The sequence below is a fragment of the Haemophilus sp. 27098_8_127 genome (assembly GCF_041433495.1).
GTDB lineage: Bacteria > Pseudomonadota > Gammaproteobacteria > Enterobacterales > Pasteurellaceae > Haemophilus_D.
In genome coordinates, this window is sequence record NZ_JAPWBP010000001.1 from 419,903 (window position 1) to 439,236 (window position 19,334).

Sequence of the window (19,334 nt, forward strand, 5' to 3'; positions counted from 1 at the left end):
TGTCATCGTTTAAAATCTTTTCTATCCTATTGATATCTCATATCTTGGAGGTTTTATGAAATTTAATAATATTCTTGTTGTACTCAATCCTGATAACGAAAAACAATATGCGCTTGCTCGTGCCGTTCGTCTTGTTAAAGAACAGCAAAATGAAACAAAGGTAAAAATCACCACCCTTTTGAGTGTTTATGACTTATCGTATGAGATGTCAGCCCTTCTTTCTTCTGAAGAACGCAGCGAAATGCATAAAACAGCCGTTGAACAACAACGTCAAGCCGTACAATTTTATTTAGATAAATATGCCGATCCAGAAATTGAGTTTGAATCTCATATTGTATGGAGCAGTAATGAAGCGGATGCAATTCGTGAAGAAGTTGAAAAAAATCAATACGACCTCGTTGTAAAATACACCAAAGATGAAGAAAGTTTCACTTCATTGATTTTCACACCAGTAGATTGGCAATTATTACGTAAATCTCCAATCCCAGTATTAATGGTACGTGATGGCGACTGGAAACACCAACGCCGTATTTTAGTCGCTGTTAATGTATCTGGTGAGCAAGAATATCAAGATGAATTCAATCAAGAATTAGTTTCAACAGGCATGAATTTAGCGGAAAACTTAAACCGTGGTAACGTACATTTAGTAGCAGCCTACCCTGTTGCGCCAATTAATATGGCGATTGATTTACCTGAATTTAATACTTCCGGTTATGAAAATGGCATTCGTGGCCAACACCTCATCAATATGAAAGCCTTACGACAAAAATTTGGTATTGATGAAGATCATACCCATGTACGCGAAGGTTTCCCTGAAGAGGTGATTCCTGAAGTGGCGAAAGAAATTGAAGCTGAATTAGTGATTTTAGGTACAGTGGGACGAACAGGTTTATCTGCAGCGTTATTAGGTAATACGGCTGAACATGTAATTAGTAAATTAAGTTGCAATTTATTAGCCATTAAACCATCTAAAAAATAAGCCTATTTAGCTTTTTATTTAAAACAAGTGCGGTCAGAAAAACAATCGTTTTATTGACCGCACTTTTTTGTTAAAAAAATGTGAAGTTCCTCACAAAATCAACTTTTTTCATTCGTCTCATCATTTCTTTTTCGTTATACTCGTCCGCCCTATCGAAGACTTTCTATAAATTGATTTATTGATTAAAAAGGAAAGACAATGAAAAAAACATTAATTGCTGCACTACTTGGCTTCTCTGCGCTTGCGCAAGCACATGAAGTTTGGGTTGCAACACCAGCACAACTGGCTTCTAATAGCGTTTTAAAAGCTGATTTAGCTTATGGTGACTACCCCTACGTTGAAAAAATTCCTGAAAAACGTCTCGCAATTTTTCCACCGATGGAACTCATCAATCAAGATGGTGAAATGCAAACATTAGTACAAAAAGGTGAAAACTACCAATATCAATCAGAAAAACCGTTAAAAGACGGTTCATATTGGGTAACAGCTACTTATAAACCAACTTTCTGGTCACAAAATAATGAAGGTTGGAAAATGGATAACTTACAAGGCACACCAAATGCATTCTATTGCGAACAAACTCAAATGTTTGGTAAAGCCTTTACTGTAGTGGGCAAAAAACCATTAAATGCAGATATGGCAATGACACGACTCGGCTTACCACTTGAAATCGTGCCACTTAAAGACCCGAAAACAATTAAAGCAGGTGAAGCTTTCCCTGTTCAGATTTTCTATAAAGACCAACCACTTGCAGGCGAAACGATTATCGCAACCTCTGATACATTTGTTGTGAAAGATATGGAAGCGGCGACATCTCACCGTGAGCCGCAAGCCTTTTCTGGTAAAACAGACAAAGAAGGTAAAGTTAACTTTATTCCATTAATTGAAGGCGTTTGGAAACTTAAAGTGATTCATAAAGAACCATTTGAAGATCAAAAAGTTTGTCAACATTCAGCGAATTACGCGACGTTAATTCTCCCTGTTGGTAAAGCTAGAGCTAAACTCCCACCAAAACCAGAACATCATCATTAATCATAAAAAAGTGCGGTCAAATTTAACCGCACTTTTTTAATATGTTCTTAATGCTGGAGGTTGATAATTCTCAATAAAGGTTTCAATTTTTTGAAGATCATTCGAGAATAGAATCTTCTCAAAATCACCTTGAGTAAAGAAACCTTCTTTCACCATATGGCTAAAAAAGGACTTTAGTGAATCAAAATAACCCTTTTCATTAAACAAAATACAAGGATTATTATTTTTTCCAATTCGTGCCCAAGAAATCACCTCAGCAATCTCTTCTAAAGTGCCAGGTCCGCCAGGCAAAGCAATATAAGCATCACCGAGCTCAATCATTTTATTTTTTCGCTCAGACATGCTTTCAACAATTACGGTCTTAGTTAAATTAGGATGTGAAACTTCTCTGTCTTGTAAAAATTGAGGGATAATGCCAATTACTTTACCTTGATGAGCAAGTACAGTATCTGCAACTACGCCCATTAATCCCAATTTTCCGCCACCATAAACTAAAGTATGTTGACCATCAGCAATCCATTTTCCTAATTTTTTTGCGGCAGCCTGATAAGTAGAATCATTACCTAAACTCGCACCGCAATAAACCGTGATGTTCATCCTACTTTTTCCGTTCTACCCATTTTCCATCAATATAATCCACAATCCATTTTGTGGCTTTGCCATTCTTTTCAGATGTCACATATTGATGTTTTTCTTTACGGCTAAAGCGGATAATGGCTTCATTACCCTCAGGGTCTTTTTGTGGTGCATCTGCTAAATAACGTAATTTTTCCGGTAAACGATCACGATAAAGCGCTAATTCCGCCACTTTTGCTGGTCGAGTTTCACGAGATTTAGGGAAGTTATGTGCTGACATAAACACGCCACTTGCACCATCACGCAATACAAAATACGCGTCAGATTTTTCACATTTCAATTCAGGAAAATGAACCGGCTCTTCTTTTGGCGGTGCAACCTCGCCGTTTTTCAAAATCTTACGGGTGTTATCACAGTTGGTACAGCCCATATATTTACCAAAACGACCGAGTTTCAAGTGCATATCCGCACCGCACTTATCACATTCTACAATCGGACCATCATAGCCTTTAATTTTGAATTGGCCTTGTTCAACCAAATAACCATCACAATTCGGATTGTTACCACAAATATGTAATTTACGATGTGGGTCAATGATGTAGCTATCCATCGCGGTACCGCATTTCGGACAACGTTTACGATCCATTAAGGCTTTGGTCTCAGAAGCCTCATCCAATACATTGAGTAATTCTGCTTCTGGAATGAGATTAATCGTTGTTTTACAACGCTCTTTTGGTGGTAATGCATAACCAGAACAACCAAGGAAGACACCTGTACTTGCTGTGCGAATCGCCATTTTGCGGCCACAAGTTGGGCAATCAATATCGGTGAGCACAAGGCTATTCGGCTTCATTCCACCTTCTAACTCATCTAATTCAGCCGTAGAAAGTTGGGTAGAAAAATCTTTGAAGAATTGATTTAACTCAGCCTTCCAATTTTTCTCACCAGATGCAATTTGGTCTAGTACGTTTTCCATATTGGCAGTGAAATCGTAGCTCATCAAATCAGTAAAAGATTGATTTAAGCGATCGGTAACAATTTCGCCCATTTTCTCGGCATAGAAACGGCGATTTTCAATGCGCACATAACCACGTTCTTGAATAGTTGAAATAATTGCCGCATAAGTCGAAGGACGACCAATACCACGTTTCTCCAATTCTTTAACTAATGCTGCTTCAGTAAAACGAGCGGGCGGTTTGGTAAAGTGTTGGCTTGGCGAAACCGTTTTTAGTGCTAATGTTTCGTTTAAACTCACAGCCGGTAAAATTTGGTCTTCTGGATTTTTACCTAATTGTGGCAAGACTTTTGTCCAACCATCAAAGCGTAAAATACGGCCTTTGGCTTTCAACTCATAATCGCCAGCCATTACAGTGACGGTTGTGCTGTCATATTGTGCAGCCGGCATTTGACAAGCCACAAATTGACGCCAGATTAAATCATATAAACGCACCGCATCTTTATCCATGCCACTTAAATGATCCGCGAGCATTTTCACATCAGAAGGACGAATCGCTTCGTGTGCTTCTTGTGCATTTTCTTTGCTCGAATAGAAATTCGGTTTAGCTGGCAAATAATCTTTGCCGAAATGGCTTTCGATATAAGAGCGTGCCATATTTAATGCATCTTGGCTCAAGTTGGTAGAGTCAGTACGCATATAAGTGATGTAACCAGCTTCGTATAAACGTTGAGCCAACATCATAGTTTTCTTCACTCCAAAACCTAAACGAGTACTTGCTGTTTGTTGTAAGGTTGAAGTAATAAATGGGGCTCTTGGTTTAGAACCTGTTGGTTTTGTTTCTAAATCTGTGACAACGTAATGTGACTTATTTAAGAAATCGACCGCACTTTGTGCTTCTTTTTCATTTTTCGGCTCAAACTTCTTGCCTTTATATTGCACCACATCCAAACGTAAGTCTTCTTTCTTGCTCGTTTGGGTTAGCGCTTCAATTTCCCAAAACTCTTCCGGTTGGAATGCTTTGATTTCTCGTTCACGCTCTACCACCAATTTCACGGCAACAGATTGTACTCGTCCTGCAGATAAACCACGTGCTACTTTCTTCCATAATAATGGCGACACCATAAAGCCTACTACGCGGTCTAAGAAACGACGGGTTTGCTGAGCATTAACCTGGTCCATATTAATGTGAGCAGGATGCTGGAATGCTTTTTCGATTGCTTTCTTCGTAATCTCATTAAATACGACACGACTAAAACGGCTATCATCTCCACCAATGACTTCACGTAAATGCCACGCGATAGCCTCTCCTTCTCTATCCAAGTCGGTTGCGAGATAAATATGATCGGATTTTTTAGCAAGGGATTTTAATTCGGCTACCACTTTTTCTTTGCCTGGTAGAATTTGGTAATTGGCTTTCCAATCATGATAAGGGTCAATTCCCATACGTTTCACTAAGGCAGCACGGTCTTTTTCTGCTTTAATTTTGTTTTTTTCTTCCGCACTTAATCCTTTAGTGGAAACGGGTTTAGCCTTCTCGCCTGTGCTACTCCCCGCAGTTGGCAAATCACAAATATGCCCTACGCTGGATTTCACCACATACTGGCTACCTAAATATTTATTGATGGTTTTCGCTTTGGCTGGCGACTCCACAATCACTAAAGATTTGCTCATTTGCTTACCTAAAATATAACTAGAATTCTGTAAAATTGGCGATATACTGCAAACTTACGCCGATAAAATCAAGCTTTTTTTCAAAAAGGATTTATAAATGGATAAACTCAATGCAATTTCGGTTTTCTGCAAAGTGATCGAAACGCAAAGTTTTACACAAGCCGCAAACCAACAGAATATTTCTGTGGCAATGGCGAGTAAATTAGTTTCACAATTAGAAGAACATTTAAAAACGCGATTATTACAACGTACAACACGAAAAATTGTGCCAACTGAAGCCGGTATGCTTTATTACCAACGTTGCCAAGCCATTCTATTAGATTTAAGCGAGGCTGACTCTAGCATCAGTAATATGGCAACGAGCTTACAAGGTAATTTATTAATCTCTGTGCCACGTGATTTTGGCTTACTTTATATTTCACCTAATTTACCTAAATTTATTGAGCTTCATCCTAATTTACACGTAGAAATTGAATTTGAAGACAAGCGTGTTGATCTCGTTGCGGAAGGCTATGACTTAGCATTACGTATCGGCTATATGCAAGACAGCTCACTTGTTGCGCGTAAAATTAGCAGCTCCCCTATGCATTTTGTTGCTTCGCCAAGTTATTTAGAGTCGCGAAGCACACCACTTACACCTGATGATTTAGAATATCACCAAGGTTTACTTTATAAATCATCGTTAAATCAGGTGCATTGGCAATCAACAAAAGCCAATCAAATTCAACGTTATAAAATTCAATCTAAAGTGGTTTCTAATAATGGTATGGCATTGTTAGAAATGACAAAAGCAGGCTTGGGCATCAACAATTCACCTGGTTTCTTTGTAAAAGAAGCGCTTGCTTCCGGTGAATTAGTTGAAATTTTGTCTGAATATAAACAAAAACCTTTAGATATTTATGTGGTTTACCCAAATCGTCGTCATTTACCGGCTAAAGTTCGCGCATTTATTGAATTTCTAGCGAGTCTCGGTTTGTGTGAGAACAGTCAAATATAAAAACAAGGGCGGATTGACCGCCCTTTATTATTCAAATAATGTCCAAATCGGTTTTACCTCTTCAGGTAAAAACAAATTCTTTCCTAATTCAATCCATCCGCAAGGAAAATGAAAATCCGAGCCTAAAGAGGCGGCTAAGTCATATTCATTGGCTAAACGCGCAAGATATTGACGTTGATCTTTGGTCTGTCCACTATCTGCGACTTCCATACCATCACCGCCCCATTGTTTAAAATCAACAATTAATCGACGAATCCATTTTCCTGTCATGTTATAACGCATAGGATGAGCAATAATGGCAACGCCACCTGCTGAATGAATCGTATCAATCGCTGTTGGAATATCTACCCATTCAGCTTTGACAAAACACGATTTTCCACCACCTAGATAACGCTTAAAGGCTTGCCCATCATTTGAAACCTTTCCGATTTGTACCAAATAACGCGCATAATGCGCACGAGTTACCTCCCCGTTTGCTAACGCTTTTGCGCCTTCATAGGCATTTGGAACACCTGCTTTTTCTAATTTATGGCCAATTTCGACCGCTCTTTTTTCTCTCAGTGATTTTTGTTCAGCTAAAAGTGCGGTCATTTTAGGATGCGTTTTATCAAAATTTAATCCAACAATATGGATGCCACGACCTTCCCAATTCGTTGAAATTTCCACGCCATTAATTAGCTCAATACCTAATTTATCTGCTTCAATTTTAGCTTCATCAATGCCCATTACCGTGTCGTGATCACATAAAGCAAGCACATTGATACCTAGCTCATGAGCTCGTTGCACAAGCTCTATAGGCGTTAAAACACCATCTGAAGCCGTACTATGGCAATGTAAATCATATTTTTTTGTCATTTATTTAATCGCTTTCACTAATTCTTTAACTAAGCTTGGGCCGTGATAAATCAAACCAGAATAAACTTGTAACAACTCTGCACCTGCTTCAATCTTCTCTTGTGCATTTTGTACACCATCAATTCCACCACTACCAATAATCGGAATTTGCCCTTTCAGCTCTTTATGCAATCTTCGAATAATTTCTGTACTTTTCTGCTGTAACGGTTTTCCACTTAAGCCACCTTGTTGCTCAGCATTTTTCAAACCTGTGACGTTGTCGCGTGAAATCGTTGTATTAGTGGCAATTACCCCATCCATTTGATGACGAAGTAACGTATCAGCAATTTGAACGAGCTCAGCCTCAGATAAATCAGGTGCAATTTTTACTGCAATCGGCACATATTTATTATATTGCTCAGCTAATACTTTTTGGCGCTGTTTTACACTTTGCAGTAAATCATCAAAATAATCACCATACTGCAATTGACGCAAATCTGGAGTGTTCGGTGATGAAATATTTACCGTAATATAATCCGCATAGTTATAGGCTTTATTTAAGCAAAATAAGTAATCATCTTTCCCCTTTTCAAGTGGCGTGACTTTATTTTTGCCAATATTAATCCCAATTACACCATCAAATTTTGCTTTTTTAACATTCTCGACCACGTAATCAATGCCATAATTATTGAATCCATTACGGTTAATAATCCCTTCCGATTCCACTAAACGGAATTGACGAGGTTTTGCATTTCCCTCTTGCGCTAAAGGCGTAACCGTACCGACTTCAATAAAACCAAATCCCATTGAACCAAAGCCATCAATCGCTTCGGCATTTTTATCTGCGCCCGCTGCTAATCCAATAGGATTTTTAAACGTAATGCCCATCAACTGCTTAGGTGTACCTTGTGGACAAGCCAAAAGCTGCTTCAATAAAAATTGACAAGGTGATTTACCCGCTAAATGCAGTGATTTAATCACTAAATCATGGGCGGTTTCAGGATCAAGGGAAAAAATGGCTTTACGGATTAAAGAATACATACTCGTTTATCTCTCAGGATAGTTCACTGTAAATGGAAAGTGCGGTTAAAATTAACCGCACTTTAGCTGAAAATTTCGTTGCATAGCATTTTAAAATGAAAGCAACGTATATGCAACGAAAGGTGCTTAGATAACACTACTTACGAATATAAAGCTCCTTAGTATAAACATAATCCTGTGGATTATGCATTGGGAATCCACCTACAGCTGGATTAATTACTTTGATCAGCGGTGAATAGAATATCGGGATTAGAGGCGTCTCTTCCTCAATAATCAGCTCTGCTTGACGATATAATTCAGCACGCGTCTTATCATTTAAAGTACTTTGTGCTTCTTTCATGATTTGATCAAATTTCTCATTCTTCCACAGCCCCACATTTTCGGGAGATGTTGAAACTAATGAATTAAGAAATGCTGTTGGCTCATTATATTCCGCATCAATTGACATACGTGACAATTGGAAATTTCCCATATTGCGTTCGCCTAAATAGGTTTTCCATTCCATCGTACGTAATTTCACATCTGCACCTAATTGTTTTTTCCATTCTGAAGCTAATGCTAACGCCACTTTTTCATGTGTCGTATATTTGTTATAAAAAATCTCAAACTGGAGCGGATGTTTTTCATTATATCCTGCATCATTTAATAATTTTTTAGCTTGTTTAACTCTATCTGTTAACGGTTGATTTAATTCAGCAATGTTCGGTGCAGTAAAACCATCAACGTCTGGAGGTGTCAATGTCGCTGCAGGTTTACGTAACCCAATAATATGTTCAGCTATTAATGGTCGGTCTAACGTAAGATATAATGCTTTGCGAACCTTTTCGTTATCAAATGGTGGTTTCACCACATTGAACGTGTAGAATTCAGTCGTTAGTCTCGGGACCACAAGTAACGCGCTTGGCGTATTTTTCTGAATGAGTGGTATTTGCTCCACTGGTATCCAGGTTAAATCCAATTCTTTAGCTTGGTAACGTTGATAGGCTGAAGCCAAACTTTCTTGAAATAAATATTCTGAAGTATTAATGAGCGTCTTTTTATCATTCCAATAGAATGGGTTACGTTCTGCTATAATTTTCTCGTTAATTGTCCATTGTTTTAATTTATAAGCACCATTACTCACGATATTTTGAGGGGTAGTCCATTTATCGCCAAATTGCGCTAATTTATGATGGGGAACAGGAAATGTTGTAGGATATGCGAGTAGCTGTAAGAAGTAAGGTGTGGCTTGGGTTAGTTTGATTTCAAGTTGTTTATCATTAATCGCCTTAATACCCAACGCACTTATAGGCTGTTTACCTTGCATCACATCTTCTGCATTTAAAATATGTGCTTTAGACAAATAACTGGCATTTGGACTACCAAACTTAGGATCAACTGCTCGTTGCCAACCTAGCACGAAATCTTGAGCTGTTACCGGTGTACCATCTGACCATTTTGCATCACGTAATGAAAAAGTATAAATCTTACCATCGTCAGAGACTGTCCATTTCTCTGCCTGCGCTGGCTGTACTTGTCCATTTTCATCTAACCAAATTAATCCTTCAAATAAATCAATCGCAATTTGTGCAGCTGTATTTTCTTGCACCAATTGAGGATCAAGTGACCCGGGATCACTATGTGTATTTTGACGGAAAATCTGTGTTTCAGAAAGTGTTGTACCAGCAGGCACAGTGGCTGTAAATGCTGTTGTTGAAAAAATGCCAAGCATCATACTGACCAGCACTGATGTTTTGTATGTTTTCATATAAAATCCTTATTAACTAATATGGCGAAATGCCATTAATCATTCTATCAAAGGCAATAAAAGAAAAGATTGATATAGTTAACAAATTTGAAAAAAATACGGAATGTCTTAGACATCCCGTATTGAATTTATAAAGTATTTGTATCGCGATTATTGCAAGGCTTTTTCAATCTTCTCAAATAAATCTTTTGAGAGATCTTCAACAGCACTTAATCGTTCTAAGGCACGTTTCATTAACGTTTGACGTTGTGCATCAAAACGTGAGAAACGAATTAATGGCTCAATTAAACGCGCGGCCACTTGTGGATTTGTTTCATTTAAACGAATTAAAACATCTGTTAAGAAACGATAGCCAGAACCACTAATATGATGGAAAGCTTTTAAGTTGTGATTTGCAAAGCTACCCACTAATGAACGTAAACGGTTTGGATTGTTGAAGTTAAAGCTTGGGTGATCCATTAATGCTTGTACAATTTCCAATACGTTTTCATCAGGACGAGTTGCTTGTAAAGCAAACCATTTATCCATGACTAAGCCATCATGTTGCCATTTTTGTTCGAAATCCGCTAACAAGGTATCACGACAAGGTAATGCCGCTTTGGTCGCCATATTTAATGCCGCCAGCGTATCTGTCATATTATTGGCATTATTGTAATGTTTTTGGACTACATTATTACCAAGATTGGTGTAAGCCAAATAACTTAAACAAAGATTACGCATGGCTCGTAAGGCAATATCTTCTTGTGTTACTCGATAATCTTCAAGACGAATATGGGTGTAAATACGCAATAAATCTTCTTTCAAGTATTCTGCAATTTGCACCAACATAAATTCTCTTGCGGCCGCAATGCCATCTGGATCAATCGTTTTAAAGCTTTCTGCAAACTCAATGTCTTTTGGCAAGGTTAGAATTAATGTAGCTAATTCAATATCCTGTTCGTAATTTTCCAATACATGCGCAAGTGCGGTTAAAACATCAGGTGAAATTTCAAAGGCTTCACCTTGTTGGAAATGTGCTACATTACGACGCAATTCTTGAGTAAACAGCATTTGTGCTGCATCCCAACGAGCAAATTGGTTATCAGCGAATTTAAGCAAACCTAATAACTGCTCTGTGGTGTAATCATAATCAAGTTTCACCGGTGCAGAGAAGTCACATAATAATGCAGGAATTGGACGACCATAAATGCCATGGAACTCAAAGACTTGGTCTTTTTCTGTTACATTTAATACATCACTTAACAATTCACCGTTATGCTGTAACATTTGTTTAGTGCCTTTGGCATCATAAAGCGCAATTTTCAATGGAATATGTAAGTTTACTTTTTCCATTTGGTCCGCTGTTGGTGGCGTAGATTGCGAAACAGTTAAACGATAAGTATGAGTTTGTTCGTCATAGGCATCACTAATCAATAATTCTGGCGTACCTGATTGGCTATACCAACGACGGAATTGTGCTAAATCAACATCATTTGCACGTTCCATTGCAGAAACAAAATCTTCACAAGTTGCTGCTTTACCGTCATTTTCTGCAATATAAAGTTGCATTCCTTTTTGGAAACCTTGTTCACCTAATAAGGTATGCAACATACGAATCACTTCTGCCCCTTTTTCATATACAGTCACGGTATAGAAGTTATTCATTTCAATGACTTTTTCAGGGCGAATTGGGTGTGACATTGGGCTTGCATCTTCGGCAAATTGCACCGTACGTAAGAATTTCACGTTATTAATGCGATTAACGGCACGAGAGCCTGTATCAGATGAAAATTCTTGATCACGGAAAACTGTTAAACCTTCTTTCAAACTTAATTGGAACCAATCACGGCAAGTTACACGATTTCCTGTCCAGTTATGGAAATATTCATGTGCAATCACGCTTTCAATGGCGAGATAATCATCATCGGTTGCTGTTTGCGGATTTGCCAACACAAATTTAGAGTTAAAAATATTCAACCCTTTATTTTCCATGGCCCCCATATTGAAGAAGTCCACTGCAACAATCATGTAAATATCTAAGTCGTATTCTAAATTGAAACGCTCTTCATCCCATTTCATCGCTTTTTTCAGGCTTTCCATTGCCCAAGAAGCACGATCAAGATTGCCACGGTCAACATAAAGCTCTAAGGCCACTTCACGACCACTTTTTGTCGTAAAGGTATCTTGTAATAAATCAAAATCACCCGCCACTAAAGCGAATAAATAGCTTGGTTTCGGGAATGGGTCATTCCACTCAACCCAATGACGACCATCCTCTAATTCTCCACTTGCAATGCGGTTACCATTAGAAAGTAAGTAAGGATATTTAGTCTTATCTGCGGTAATTTTGGTTGTATAGCGAGCCAATACATCTGGGCGATCAAGCATATAAGTGATTTGACGGAAACCTTCTGCTTCACATTGTGTACAAATGCCCTCGCCAGATTGATAAAGCCCTTGTAAAGAGGTGTTTTGTGCAGGCTCTAAATTTGTCACAATTTCAAGTTCAAAATTGACCGCACTTTGATTGGTTAAATCTAACGTTAAACTTTCATGGTCTTGATGATAATGTTTAAAGTCTTCGCCATTGAATTTAATGGAGGCAAATTGGAAGCCATGACCATCTAATCGTAGATAGGTTGCTTCATCATTTAAACGTTGGAAGGTTGTTTTTGCAGTGACAACGGTATGCTTAGGATCTAATTGAAAATCAAGGAAAATATCCGTAACTGTAAAATCAGGTTGTTTGTAATCTTTTCTATATTTCGCTTTAGCTAACATAATCTGCTCTATTTCTAAGAAAAAAACTCGTATTAGGATAAGATTTTATGACAAAACTTGCAATGGAATTTTCAGTTTTTACCATATAGCAAACGTTTGCTTAAAAGTAGACAAATATGCTATTCTACGCATCGTTTTTTATTAGATAAATTTTTAAAAATATGTCAAATACCGCACAAATTGCTATTGTGATGGGCTCAAAAAGCGATTGGGCAACCATGCAAGAAGCAACTCAAATTTTAGATGAACTCAATGTGGCATATCATGTTGAAGTCGTTTCCGCACATCGAACCCCCGACAAACTGTTTGAATTTGCCGAAAATGCACAAAAAAATGGTTACAAAGTGATTATTGCGGGTGCGGGTGGCGCTGCTCATTTACCCGGTATGATTGCAGCTAAAACGCTTGTACCGGTATTGGGTGTCCCTGTTAAAAGTTCTATGTTAAGCGGTGTTGATAGTCTCTATTCTATCGTGCAAATGCCGAAAGGCATTCCTGTTGGTACATTAGCAATTGGTCCTGCTGGTGCAGCGAATGCGGGATTACTCGCCGCACAAATTCTTGCCGGTTGGGATGATGCGTTATTCGCTCGCCTACAAGTATTCCGCGAAAATCAAACCAATATGGTATTGGATAATCCTGATCCACGTACATAAAACACCTTTAAATTTGACCGCACTTTTTAAAGTGCGGTTGTTTTTTTAGCTAGATTTGATGAGAAATTTTATGCAAAACTCTACCCTATATCCTACTGTCTATGTGCTTGGTAATGGTCAACTCGGCAGAATGTTACGTTACGCAGGCGCACCTTTAGATATTCACGTTCAACCGCTTGAGTTCAATGCGCCCGTATTTGATTTACCTAAAGATGCCATCATCACCGCAGAAATTGAACGTTGGGAAAAAACACCTTTAACCGAGTTATTAGGCCATCATAAGAATTTCGCTAATCAGAATGTTTTTGGCTTATTGGCTGATCGCTTTACCCAAAAATCTTTACTAGATGAACTCAATCTCCCTACCTCGCCATGGTGTTTATTAAAAGATAAAACGCAATGGTCTGAAGTATTTAAAAACGTGGGCAAAAAAGTCGTAGTGAAACGTCGTACCGGTGGTTATGATGGCCGTGGTCAATGGATTATTACTGAAAATAATCAACGTGATATTACTGATGATTTATTCGGTGAAATTATCGCAGAAAAATTTATTCCTTTTGATTATGAAGTGTCTATCGTAGGCGCAAGATTTAAAAATGGTGAAAAACGTTTCTATCCTGTGACGCATAACCTACAGCAAAATGGCATTTTACGTTACAGTGTGACAGATGTTTCATTCCCTCAACAACACAGCCAACAAATTCAGGCTGAATCTATGCTTGGAAAAATCATGGATAAGCTTGAATATGTGGGTGTAATGGCAATGGAATGCTTTGTGGTGGGTGATAAATTATTAATTAATGAACTTGCCCCTCGTGTGCATAATAGCGGACATTGGACGCAACTTGGTTGTGCTATCAGTCAATTTGAATTGCATCTACGAGCCTTGTTAGATTTACCTACACCGTCATTACAACCTATTGCCCCAAGTGTCATGGTCAACTTGATTGGTACAGAACATAATTCACAATGGTTGAACACGCCTTTCTCTCAGTTACATTGGTATGGTAAGGAAGTTCGTCCAGGTAGAAAATTAGGTCATATCAATATTACGCATCCAGACAAAACGATCATTATTCAACAGCTTGAAAAACTTCGTCACGAACTCCCTGAAGACTATCAATCTGGTTTAAATTGGGCGATTGAGAAATTAAAATAATCGAAAAAAACAACCGCACTTTTTGATGAATATCTAAAAACATCAAAGTGCGGTTAATTTTTATCAGGTTCTTCTTGATAAAATCTATCGGCTGAAGTATAAAATTACTTATCTCACAACACATACATAAGGAAAAGCTATGTTTGAACATATCAAAGCGGCTCCGGCCGATCCTATCTTAGGCTTAGGCGAAGCATTCAAATCTGAAACACGTGAAAATAAAATCAATTTAGGTATTGGCGTTTATAAAGATGCACAAGGTACAACGCCGATTATGCGCGCGGTAAAAGAAGCCGAAAAACGCTTATTTGATAACGAAAAAACGAAAAACTATCTGACTATCGATGGTATTGCCGATTATAACGAACGCACAAAAGAACTCCTTTTCGGTAAAGATTCTGAAGTCATTAAAGCAAACCGTGCAAGAACTGCGCAAAGTTTAGGGGGCACAGGTGCATTACGCATTGCTGCTGAATTCATCAAACGCCAAACCAAAGCACAAAATGTGTGGATTAGTACACCAACGTGGCCAAACCACAATGCAATTTTCAATGCGGTGGGCATGACAATTCGCGAATATCGTTATTATGATGCTGAGCGCAAAGCCCTTGACTGGGAACATTTACTTGAAGATTTAAGCCAAGCAAGCGAAGGTGATGTGGTGCTTTTACACGGTTGCTGCCACAATCCAACTGGTATTGACCCAACTCCTGAGCAATGGCAAGAATTAGCCGCACTTTCAGCGAAAAATGGCTGGTTGCCACTCTTTGACTTTGCTTATCAAGGTTTAGCTAATGGCTTAGACCAGGATGCTTACGGTTTACGTGCATTTGCAGCAAATCATAAAGAATTATTAGTGGCAAGTTCATTCTCTAAAAACTTTGGTTTATACAATGAGCGCGTAGGTGCCTTTACCCTTGTGGCTGAAAATGCAGAAATCGCTTCCACCGCTTTAACACAGGTGAAATCAATTATTCGTACCCTCTACTCTAACCCAGCATCTCACGGTGGTGCGACTGTAGCAACGGTGTTAAATGATCCACAACTTCGTCAAGAATGGGAAAATGAATTGACTGAAATGCGTGAACGAATCAAAAAAATGCGTCATTTATTCGTTCAGTTATTAAAAGAATACGGTGCAGAACAAGATTTCAGCTTTATCATGGAACAAAACGGTATGTTCTCTTTCAGCGGTTTATCGCCTGAACAAGTTGATCGATTAAAAGAAGAATTTGCGATTTATGCTGTTCGTTCTGGTCGTATCAATGTGGCCGGTATCACTGAAGACAATATTCGTTATTTGTGTGAAAGTATTGTGAAAGTGCTTTAATCAATAAAAACAAAAAGTGCGGTTAAATTTGACCGCACTTTTTTATTACCACTTCTCTAACGCTTCTTTATCGCTCTCTCTTGCTTCAATCCAACGTTCGCCTTGATTGGTTTGTTCTTTTTTCCAGAACGGTGCTTTGGATTTTAAGAAGTCCATAATAAATTCGTTGGCATGATAGGCATCACCTCGGTGAGCAGAACTAATTCCAACTAAAACAATTTCATCGCCAGTATGTAAAAGTCCCACACGATGAATCACAGAGACTCGCTGAATATCCCAACGTGCTTTCGCCTGTTCTACAATTTCACGTAAGGCTTTTTCTGTCATTGCGGGATAATGTTCTAAGTATAAGCTGGATACCTCATCGCCTAAATTAAGATCGCGAACTTTACCCACGAAAATAACCGTTGCGCCAACTGAATGTTGCTCAGAAAGCCATTGGTAAACGGCATTTTGATCGAAAGGCTGTTCTTGTACTGAAATTTGAATATCCATCATTTAGCCCCCCGTTACAGGTGGGAAAAATGCAATTTCATCCCCATTTTTGACCGCACTTTCTAGTGGCATCAAGGTTTGATTGATAGCGACTAAAAGCTTCCCTTTTTCTAATGCTAACGCCCATCTATCACCTTTTTGAGCGAGATGTTCACGCACCGCTTCCGCTGTTGCAAAATCGCCTTCAAGCTGAATAGAATCTACACCAATTAATTCACGAGTTTGAGCAAAAAATAAAACATTTAACATCTTATTTTTCCTCCGCAATAAAATGACCGGATTTTCCACCGCTCTTTTCTAACAGACGAACATGCTCAATCATCATGTCTTTTTGTACGGCTTTACACATGTCATAAATGGTTAATGCGGCAACACTTGCAGCGGTTAATGCTTCCATTTCTACGCCGGTTTTTCCGGTTAATTTGCACAGAGATTGAATACGAACTTGATTGGTTTCAAGTAACGGTTCTAAATTTACTTCTACTTTAGAAAGTAATAAGGGGTGGCAAAGCGGGATAAGTTCCCAAGTACGTTTTGCTGCTTGAATACCTGCAATACGCGCTGTAGCAAATACATCACCTTTGTGATGTTTGCCTTCCACGATCATAGCAAGGGTTTCTTTTGACATAGTAACGATGGCTTCAGCACGAGCTTCACGAACAGTCTCTGCTTTTGCAGAAACATCCACCATATTGGCTTCGCCTTGAGAATTGATATGCGTAAATGTAGTCATAATAAAATAAAGTGCGGTTAAAATATTGAATGTTTTACATGTGTGACGAAAGCAAAATAAGTGAACAGTAAAATTCACCTATTTTCTTTTAGCCACCGATAGAAGCTAAATGATTTCTTACGCCACTATCACCGATATGCAAATAATGATGTTCACGTTTGCCTTGCAGTGCAGAAAAAATACGTGCTTGCAAAATATCTTGCTGTTCATGGGATTGCAATAAATCACGTAATTCAATGCCTTCTTCGCCGAATAAACAGAGATGAAGTTTGCCCTTCGCTGATACTCTGAGACGATTACAGCTTACGCAGAAATTCTTCTCATAAGGCATAATTAAGCCAATTTCGCCAGCATAATCAGGATGCGTGAATACTTTTGCAGGACCATCAGTATGGGATTTGTGTTGTAATTGCCAACCGTTTTGCAGCAATTTATCCGCTAATACTTGTCCTGAAAGATGGAATTTATCAAAGAAACTATCCATTTCGCCCGTTTGCATGAGCTCGATAAAGCGCATTTGAATTGGGCGATCTTTCACCCAAACGAGGAATTGCTCAAACTCTTTGTCATTCAAATTTTTCATTAAAACTGAATTGACTTTAACTTTGTTGTAGCCCACTTCAAATGCACGATCGATACCACACATTACGTCATCAAATTTATTGATACCTGTAATTTGATGGAACATTTTAGGATCTAAGCTATCAACACTGACATTAATAGACGTAATCCCTGCTTTCTTCCAATCAGCCACATCTTTTGCCATGCGATAGCCATTTGTCGTGACAGCTAATTGACGGATTCCATCAATATTAGCAATGCTTTCAGCAATAGAAATAAAATCTTTGCGTAAAGTCGGTTCGCCACCCGTTAAACGGATTTTCTCTGTGCCCATTTCAGCAAACGCTTGAGCAAGATGGGTAATTTCTTTTAAGGTTAAGAAACTTGGTTTGTTAGCTTCGGGTTGATAACCATCAGGTAAACAATAGGTACAACGAAAATTACACTGATCGGTAATCGACAGTCGTAGATAGTAATATTGGCGTTGGAAAGGATCGACTAAGCGAGACTCTCCTACGTTCTTGATAGGAATGGATTGCATTTTACACCTTTCTAAATATGGAGAGGATAAACCGTTTCCAGCGTATCCCTGAATAACGTACTGCGTTATTGGCTTGCCACCGTATTTCTTATGAAACTTAGGCTAAACAAGCTCGGAGTTATGCGTTAAAAATAAATTGTATTGGTATTGTAATAAAAGCAAGCGGTTAATAGCAATAATTTGGTAGAATAACCCGACTATATTGATAAAAATAACAGCATTAACTTATATAAAAAAATATATAACATTATTTTTTATAATTATTTATAGGTAAAAAAGGAAGAAAAATGTCTGATTTATCTCGTCACAGCCGTCATGAACATTTAGACGAAATCAAACATATTGTTGCCATTGGTGGTGGTCATGGATTAGGGCGTGTATTATCGGCGCTTAGTTTTATGAAAGAGCGTTTAACCGGTATTGTCACCACCACAGATAATGGCGGTTCAACGGGTCGTATTCGCCAAGAACAAGGTGGTATCGCATGGGGCGATCTACGTAATTGCTTAAACCAAATCATCATTGAGCCAAGCACTGCATCTGCATTATTTGAATACCGCTTTACCGGTGAAGGTGAACTTTCTGGGCATAATTTAGGCAATTTAATGCTCAAAGCTTTAGAAGATATGCATATTCGCCCTATTGAAGCCATTAACTTAATTCGTGAATTACTCAAGGTAAAATCTCACATTATTCCCATGTCAGAAGAACCGGTTCATCTTGCCGCGAGTTTAGGTTCAGGCTCCAGTATTGTAGGTGAAGTGAGCATTGATAATTTAACAGAATTACCCCAATCACTTTTCTTAGTACCGATGGTTAAAGCCGCACAAGAAGCCATCCAAGCATTAGAGCAAGCGGAAGTCATTTTACTTGGTCCAGGAAGTTTCATGACGAGCATTATGCCACCATTATTATTACCTGAATTAGCTACTGCCCTGCGTAATAGCAAAGCGAAAGTAATTTTTATTGATAATTTAGGAGTAGAAATTGGTGCTGCCTCTCATCTATCGTTGGCTGATCGCATTCAGAAAATAAATGAAATTGCCGGCGAACCCGTTATTGATGGTGCTATTACCCCTTATCGCGAACAAAGTGCGGTCGATTTGTCTGCTATTTCTCCCGTTAAAATCTTAGCTAAACGTTTGAATGCAGATGATATCAGCTATCGTCATGACCGAACATTACTTGCCCAAGCTATCGATGAATTAGTGGGTGAATTAGATTACGAATAAAAAAACCGCACGTTAAAGTGCGGTCATTTTTT

At 38.5% G+C, this 19,334-nt stretch carries 17 protein-coding genes and 1 riboswitch; of the genes, 7 read left to right on the forward strand and 10 right to left on the reverse strand.

The annotated features are described in order from the left end of the window. Positions 1 to 55: 55 nt before the first annotated feature. Entirely contained in the window at positions 56 to 979 is a 924-nt protein-coding gene (uspE, locus tag O3746_RS01955) for a universal stress protein UspE (protein WP_302131173.1), read from the forward strand. 198 nt (positions 980 to 1,177) lie between these two features. After that, entirely contained in the window at positions 1,178 to 2,011 is an 834-nt protein-coding gene (locus O3746_RS01960; RefSeq protein WP_054419576.1) for a DUF4198 domain-containing protein, read from the forward strand. Positions 2,012 to 2,047: 36 nt separating this feature from the next. On the opposite strand, the gene O3746_RS01965 is transcribed toward O3746_RS01960, so the two are convergent. Then, positions 2,048 to 2,608 (reverse strand): TIGR00730 family Rossman fold protein, encoded by a 561-nt coding sequence (locus O3746_RS01965; protein ID WP_371447673.1) that lies wholly within the window; start codon positions 2,606 to 2,608, stop codon positions 2,048 to 2,050. 1 nt (position 2,609) lies between these two features. Beyond that, a complete protein-coding gene (topA, locus tag O3746_RS01970; protein WP_371447674.1) occupies positions 2,610 to 5,216 on the reverse strand; it encodes a type I DNA topoisomerase in 2,607 nt (868 codons plus the stop codon). Positions 5,217 to 5,313: 97 nt separating this feature from the next. Here topA and O3746_RS01975 point away from each other — a divergent pair, with 97 nt between their 5' ends. Continuing rightward, on the forward strand, positions 5,314 to 6,213 hold the full coding sequence (locus tag O3746_RS01975; protein WP_371447675.1) for a LysR family transcriptional regulator: 900 nt from the start codon (positions 5,314 to 5,316) through the stop codon (positions 6,211 to 6,213). A gap of 27 nt (positions 6,214 to 6,240) precedes the next feature. On the opposite strand, the gene O3746_RS01980 is transcribed toward O3746_RS01975, so the two are convergent. The 4 genes from O3746_RS01980 to pepN form a co-directional block, all read right to left on the reverse strand. Beyond that, a complete protein-coding gene (locus O3746_RS01980; protein ID WP_371447676.1) occupies positions 6,241 to 7,068 on the reverse strand; it encodes a PHP domain-containing protein in 828 nt (275 codons plus the stop codon). Then, positions 7,069 to 8,088, reverse strand: coding sequence for a quinone-dependent dihydroorotate dehydrogenase (pyrD, locus tag O3746_RS01985; RefSeq protein ID WP_371447677.1), 1,020 nt, complete (start codon positions 8,086 to 8,088; stop codon positions 7,069 to 7,071). 136 nt (positions 8,089 to 8,224) lie between these two features. Next, positions 8,225 to 9,835, reverse strand: coding sequence for an ABC transporter substrate-binding protein (locus O3746_RS01990; protein WP_371447678.1), 1,611 nt, complete (start codon positions 9,833 to 9,835; stop codon positions 8,225 to 8,227). Positions 9,836 to 9,985: 150 nt separating this feature from the next. Beyond that, complete coding sequence (gene pepN / locus O3746_RS01995; RefSeq protein WP_371447679.1) at positions 9,986 to 12,595, reverse strand: aminopeptidase N; 2,610 nt, start codon at positions 12,593 to 12,595, stop codon at positions 9,986 to 9,988. A 161-nt stretch (positions 12,596 to 12,756) separates the two neighbouring features. On the opposite strand from pepN, the gene purE reads away from it, so the two are divergent. The 3 genes from purE (at position 12,757) to O3746_RS02010 (ending at position 15,740) form a co-directional block, all read left to right on the forward strand. Continuing rightward, the gene (purE, locus tag O3746_RS02000; RefSeq protein WP_049365474.1) at positions 12,757 to 13,251 is read left to right on the forward strand and encodes a 5-(carboxyamino)imidazole ribonucleotide mutase; all 495 of its coding nucleotides are present in this window, start codon (positions 12,757 to 12,759) and stop codon (positions 13,249 to 13,251) included. Positions 13,252 to 13,321: 70 nt separating this feature from the next. Next, positions 13,322 to 14,410 (forward strand): 5-(carboxyamino)imidazole ribonucleotide synthase, encoded by a 1,089-nt coding sequence (purK, locus tag O3746_RS02005; protein ID WP_371447680.1) that lies wholly within the window; start codon positions 13,322 to 13,324, stop codon positions 14,408 to 14,410. A 139-nt stretch (positions 14,411 to 14,549) separates the two neighbouring features. Beyond that, the gene (locus O3746_RS02010; protein ID WP_049368743.1) at positions 14,550 to 15,740 is read left to right on the forward strand and encodes an amino acid aminotransferase; all 1,191 of its coding nucleotides are present in this window, start codon (positions 14,550 to 14,552) and stop codon (positions 15,738 to 15,740) included. 45 nt (positions 15,741 to 15,785) lie between these two features. Here the strand turns inward: O3746_RS02010 and moaE are convergent, their stop codons facing one another. From moaE to moaA, 4 genes are all read right to left on the reverse strand, one after another. Then, on the reverse strand, positions 15,786 to 16,238 hold the full coding sequence (moaE, locus tag O3746_RS02015) for a molybdopterin synthase catalytic subunit MoaE (RefSeq protein ID WP_371447681.1): 453 nt from the start codon (positions 16,236 to 16,238) through the stop codon (positions 15,786 to 15,788). Then, the gene (moaD, locus tag O3746_RS02020; RefSeq protein WP_009499890.1) at positions 16,239 to 16,484 is read right to left on the reverse strand and encodes a molybdopterin synthase sulfur carrier subunit; all 246 of its coding nucleotides are present in this window, start codon (positions 16,482 to 16,484) and stop codon (positions 16,239 to 16,241) included. A 1-nt stretch (position 16,485) separates the two neighbouring features. Next, the gene (gene moaC / locus O3746_RS02025) at positions 16,486 to 16,968 is read right to left on the reverse strand and encodes a cyclic pyranopterin monophosphate synthase MoaC (RefSeq protein ID WP_371447745.1); all 483 of its coding nucleotides are present in this window, start codon (positions 16,966 to 16,968) and stop codon (positions 16,486 to 16,488) included. Between the two features lie 88 nt (positions 16,969 to 17,056). After that, positions 17,057 to 18,070: a GTP 3',8-cyclase MoaA gene (moaA, locus tag O3746_RS02030; RefSeq protein ID WP_193451921.1), complete on the reverse strand. Its 1,014-nt coding sequence runs from the start codon at positions 18,068 to 18,070 to the stop codon at positions 17,057 to 17,059. Then, positions 18,059 to 18,200, reverse strand: a riboswitch (molybdenum cofactor riboswitch). (Overlaps the previous gene by 12 nt.) 157 nt (positions 18,201 to 18,357) lie before the next feature. On the opposite strand from moaA, the gene yvcK reads away from it, so the two are divergent. Next, the gene (gene yvcK, locus O3746_RS02035; RefSeq protein ID WP_371447682.1) at positions 18,358 to 19,302 is read left to right on the forward strand and encodes a uridine diphosphate-N-acetylglucosamine-binding protein YvcK; all 945 of its coding nucleotides are present in this window, start codon (positions 18,358 to 18,360) and stop codon (positions 19,300 to 19,302) included. Positions 19,303 to 19,334: the final 32 nt, after the last annotated feature.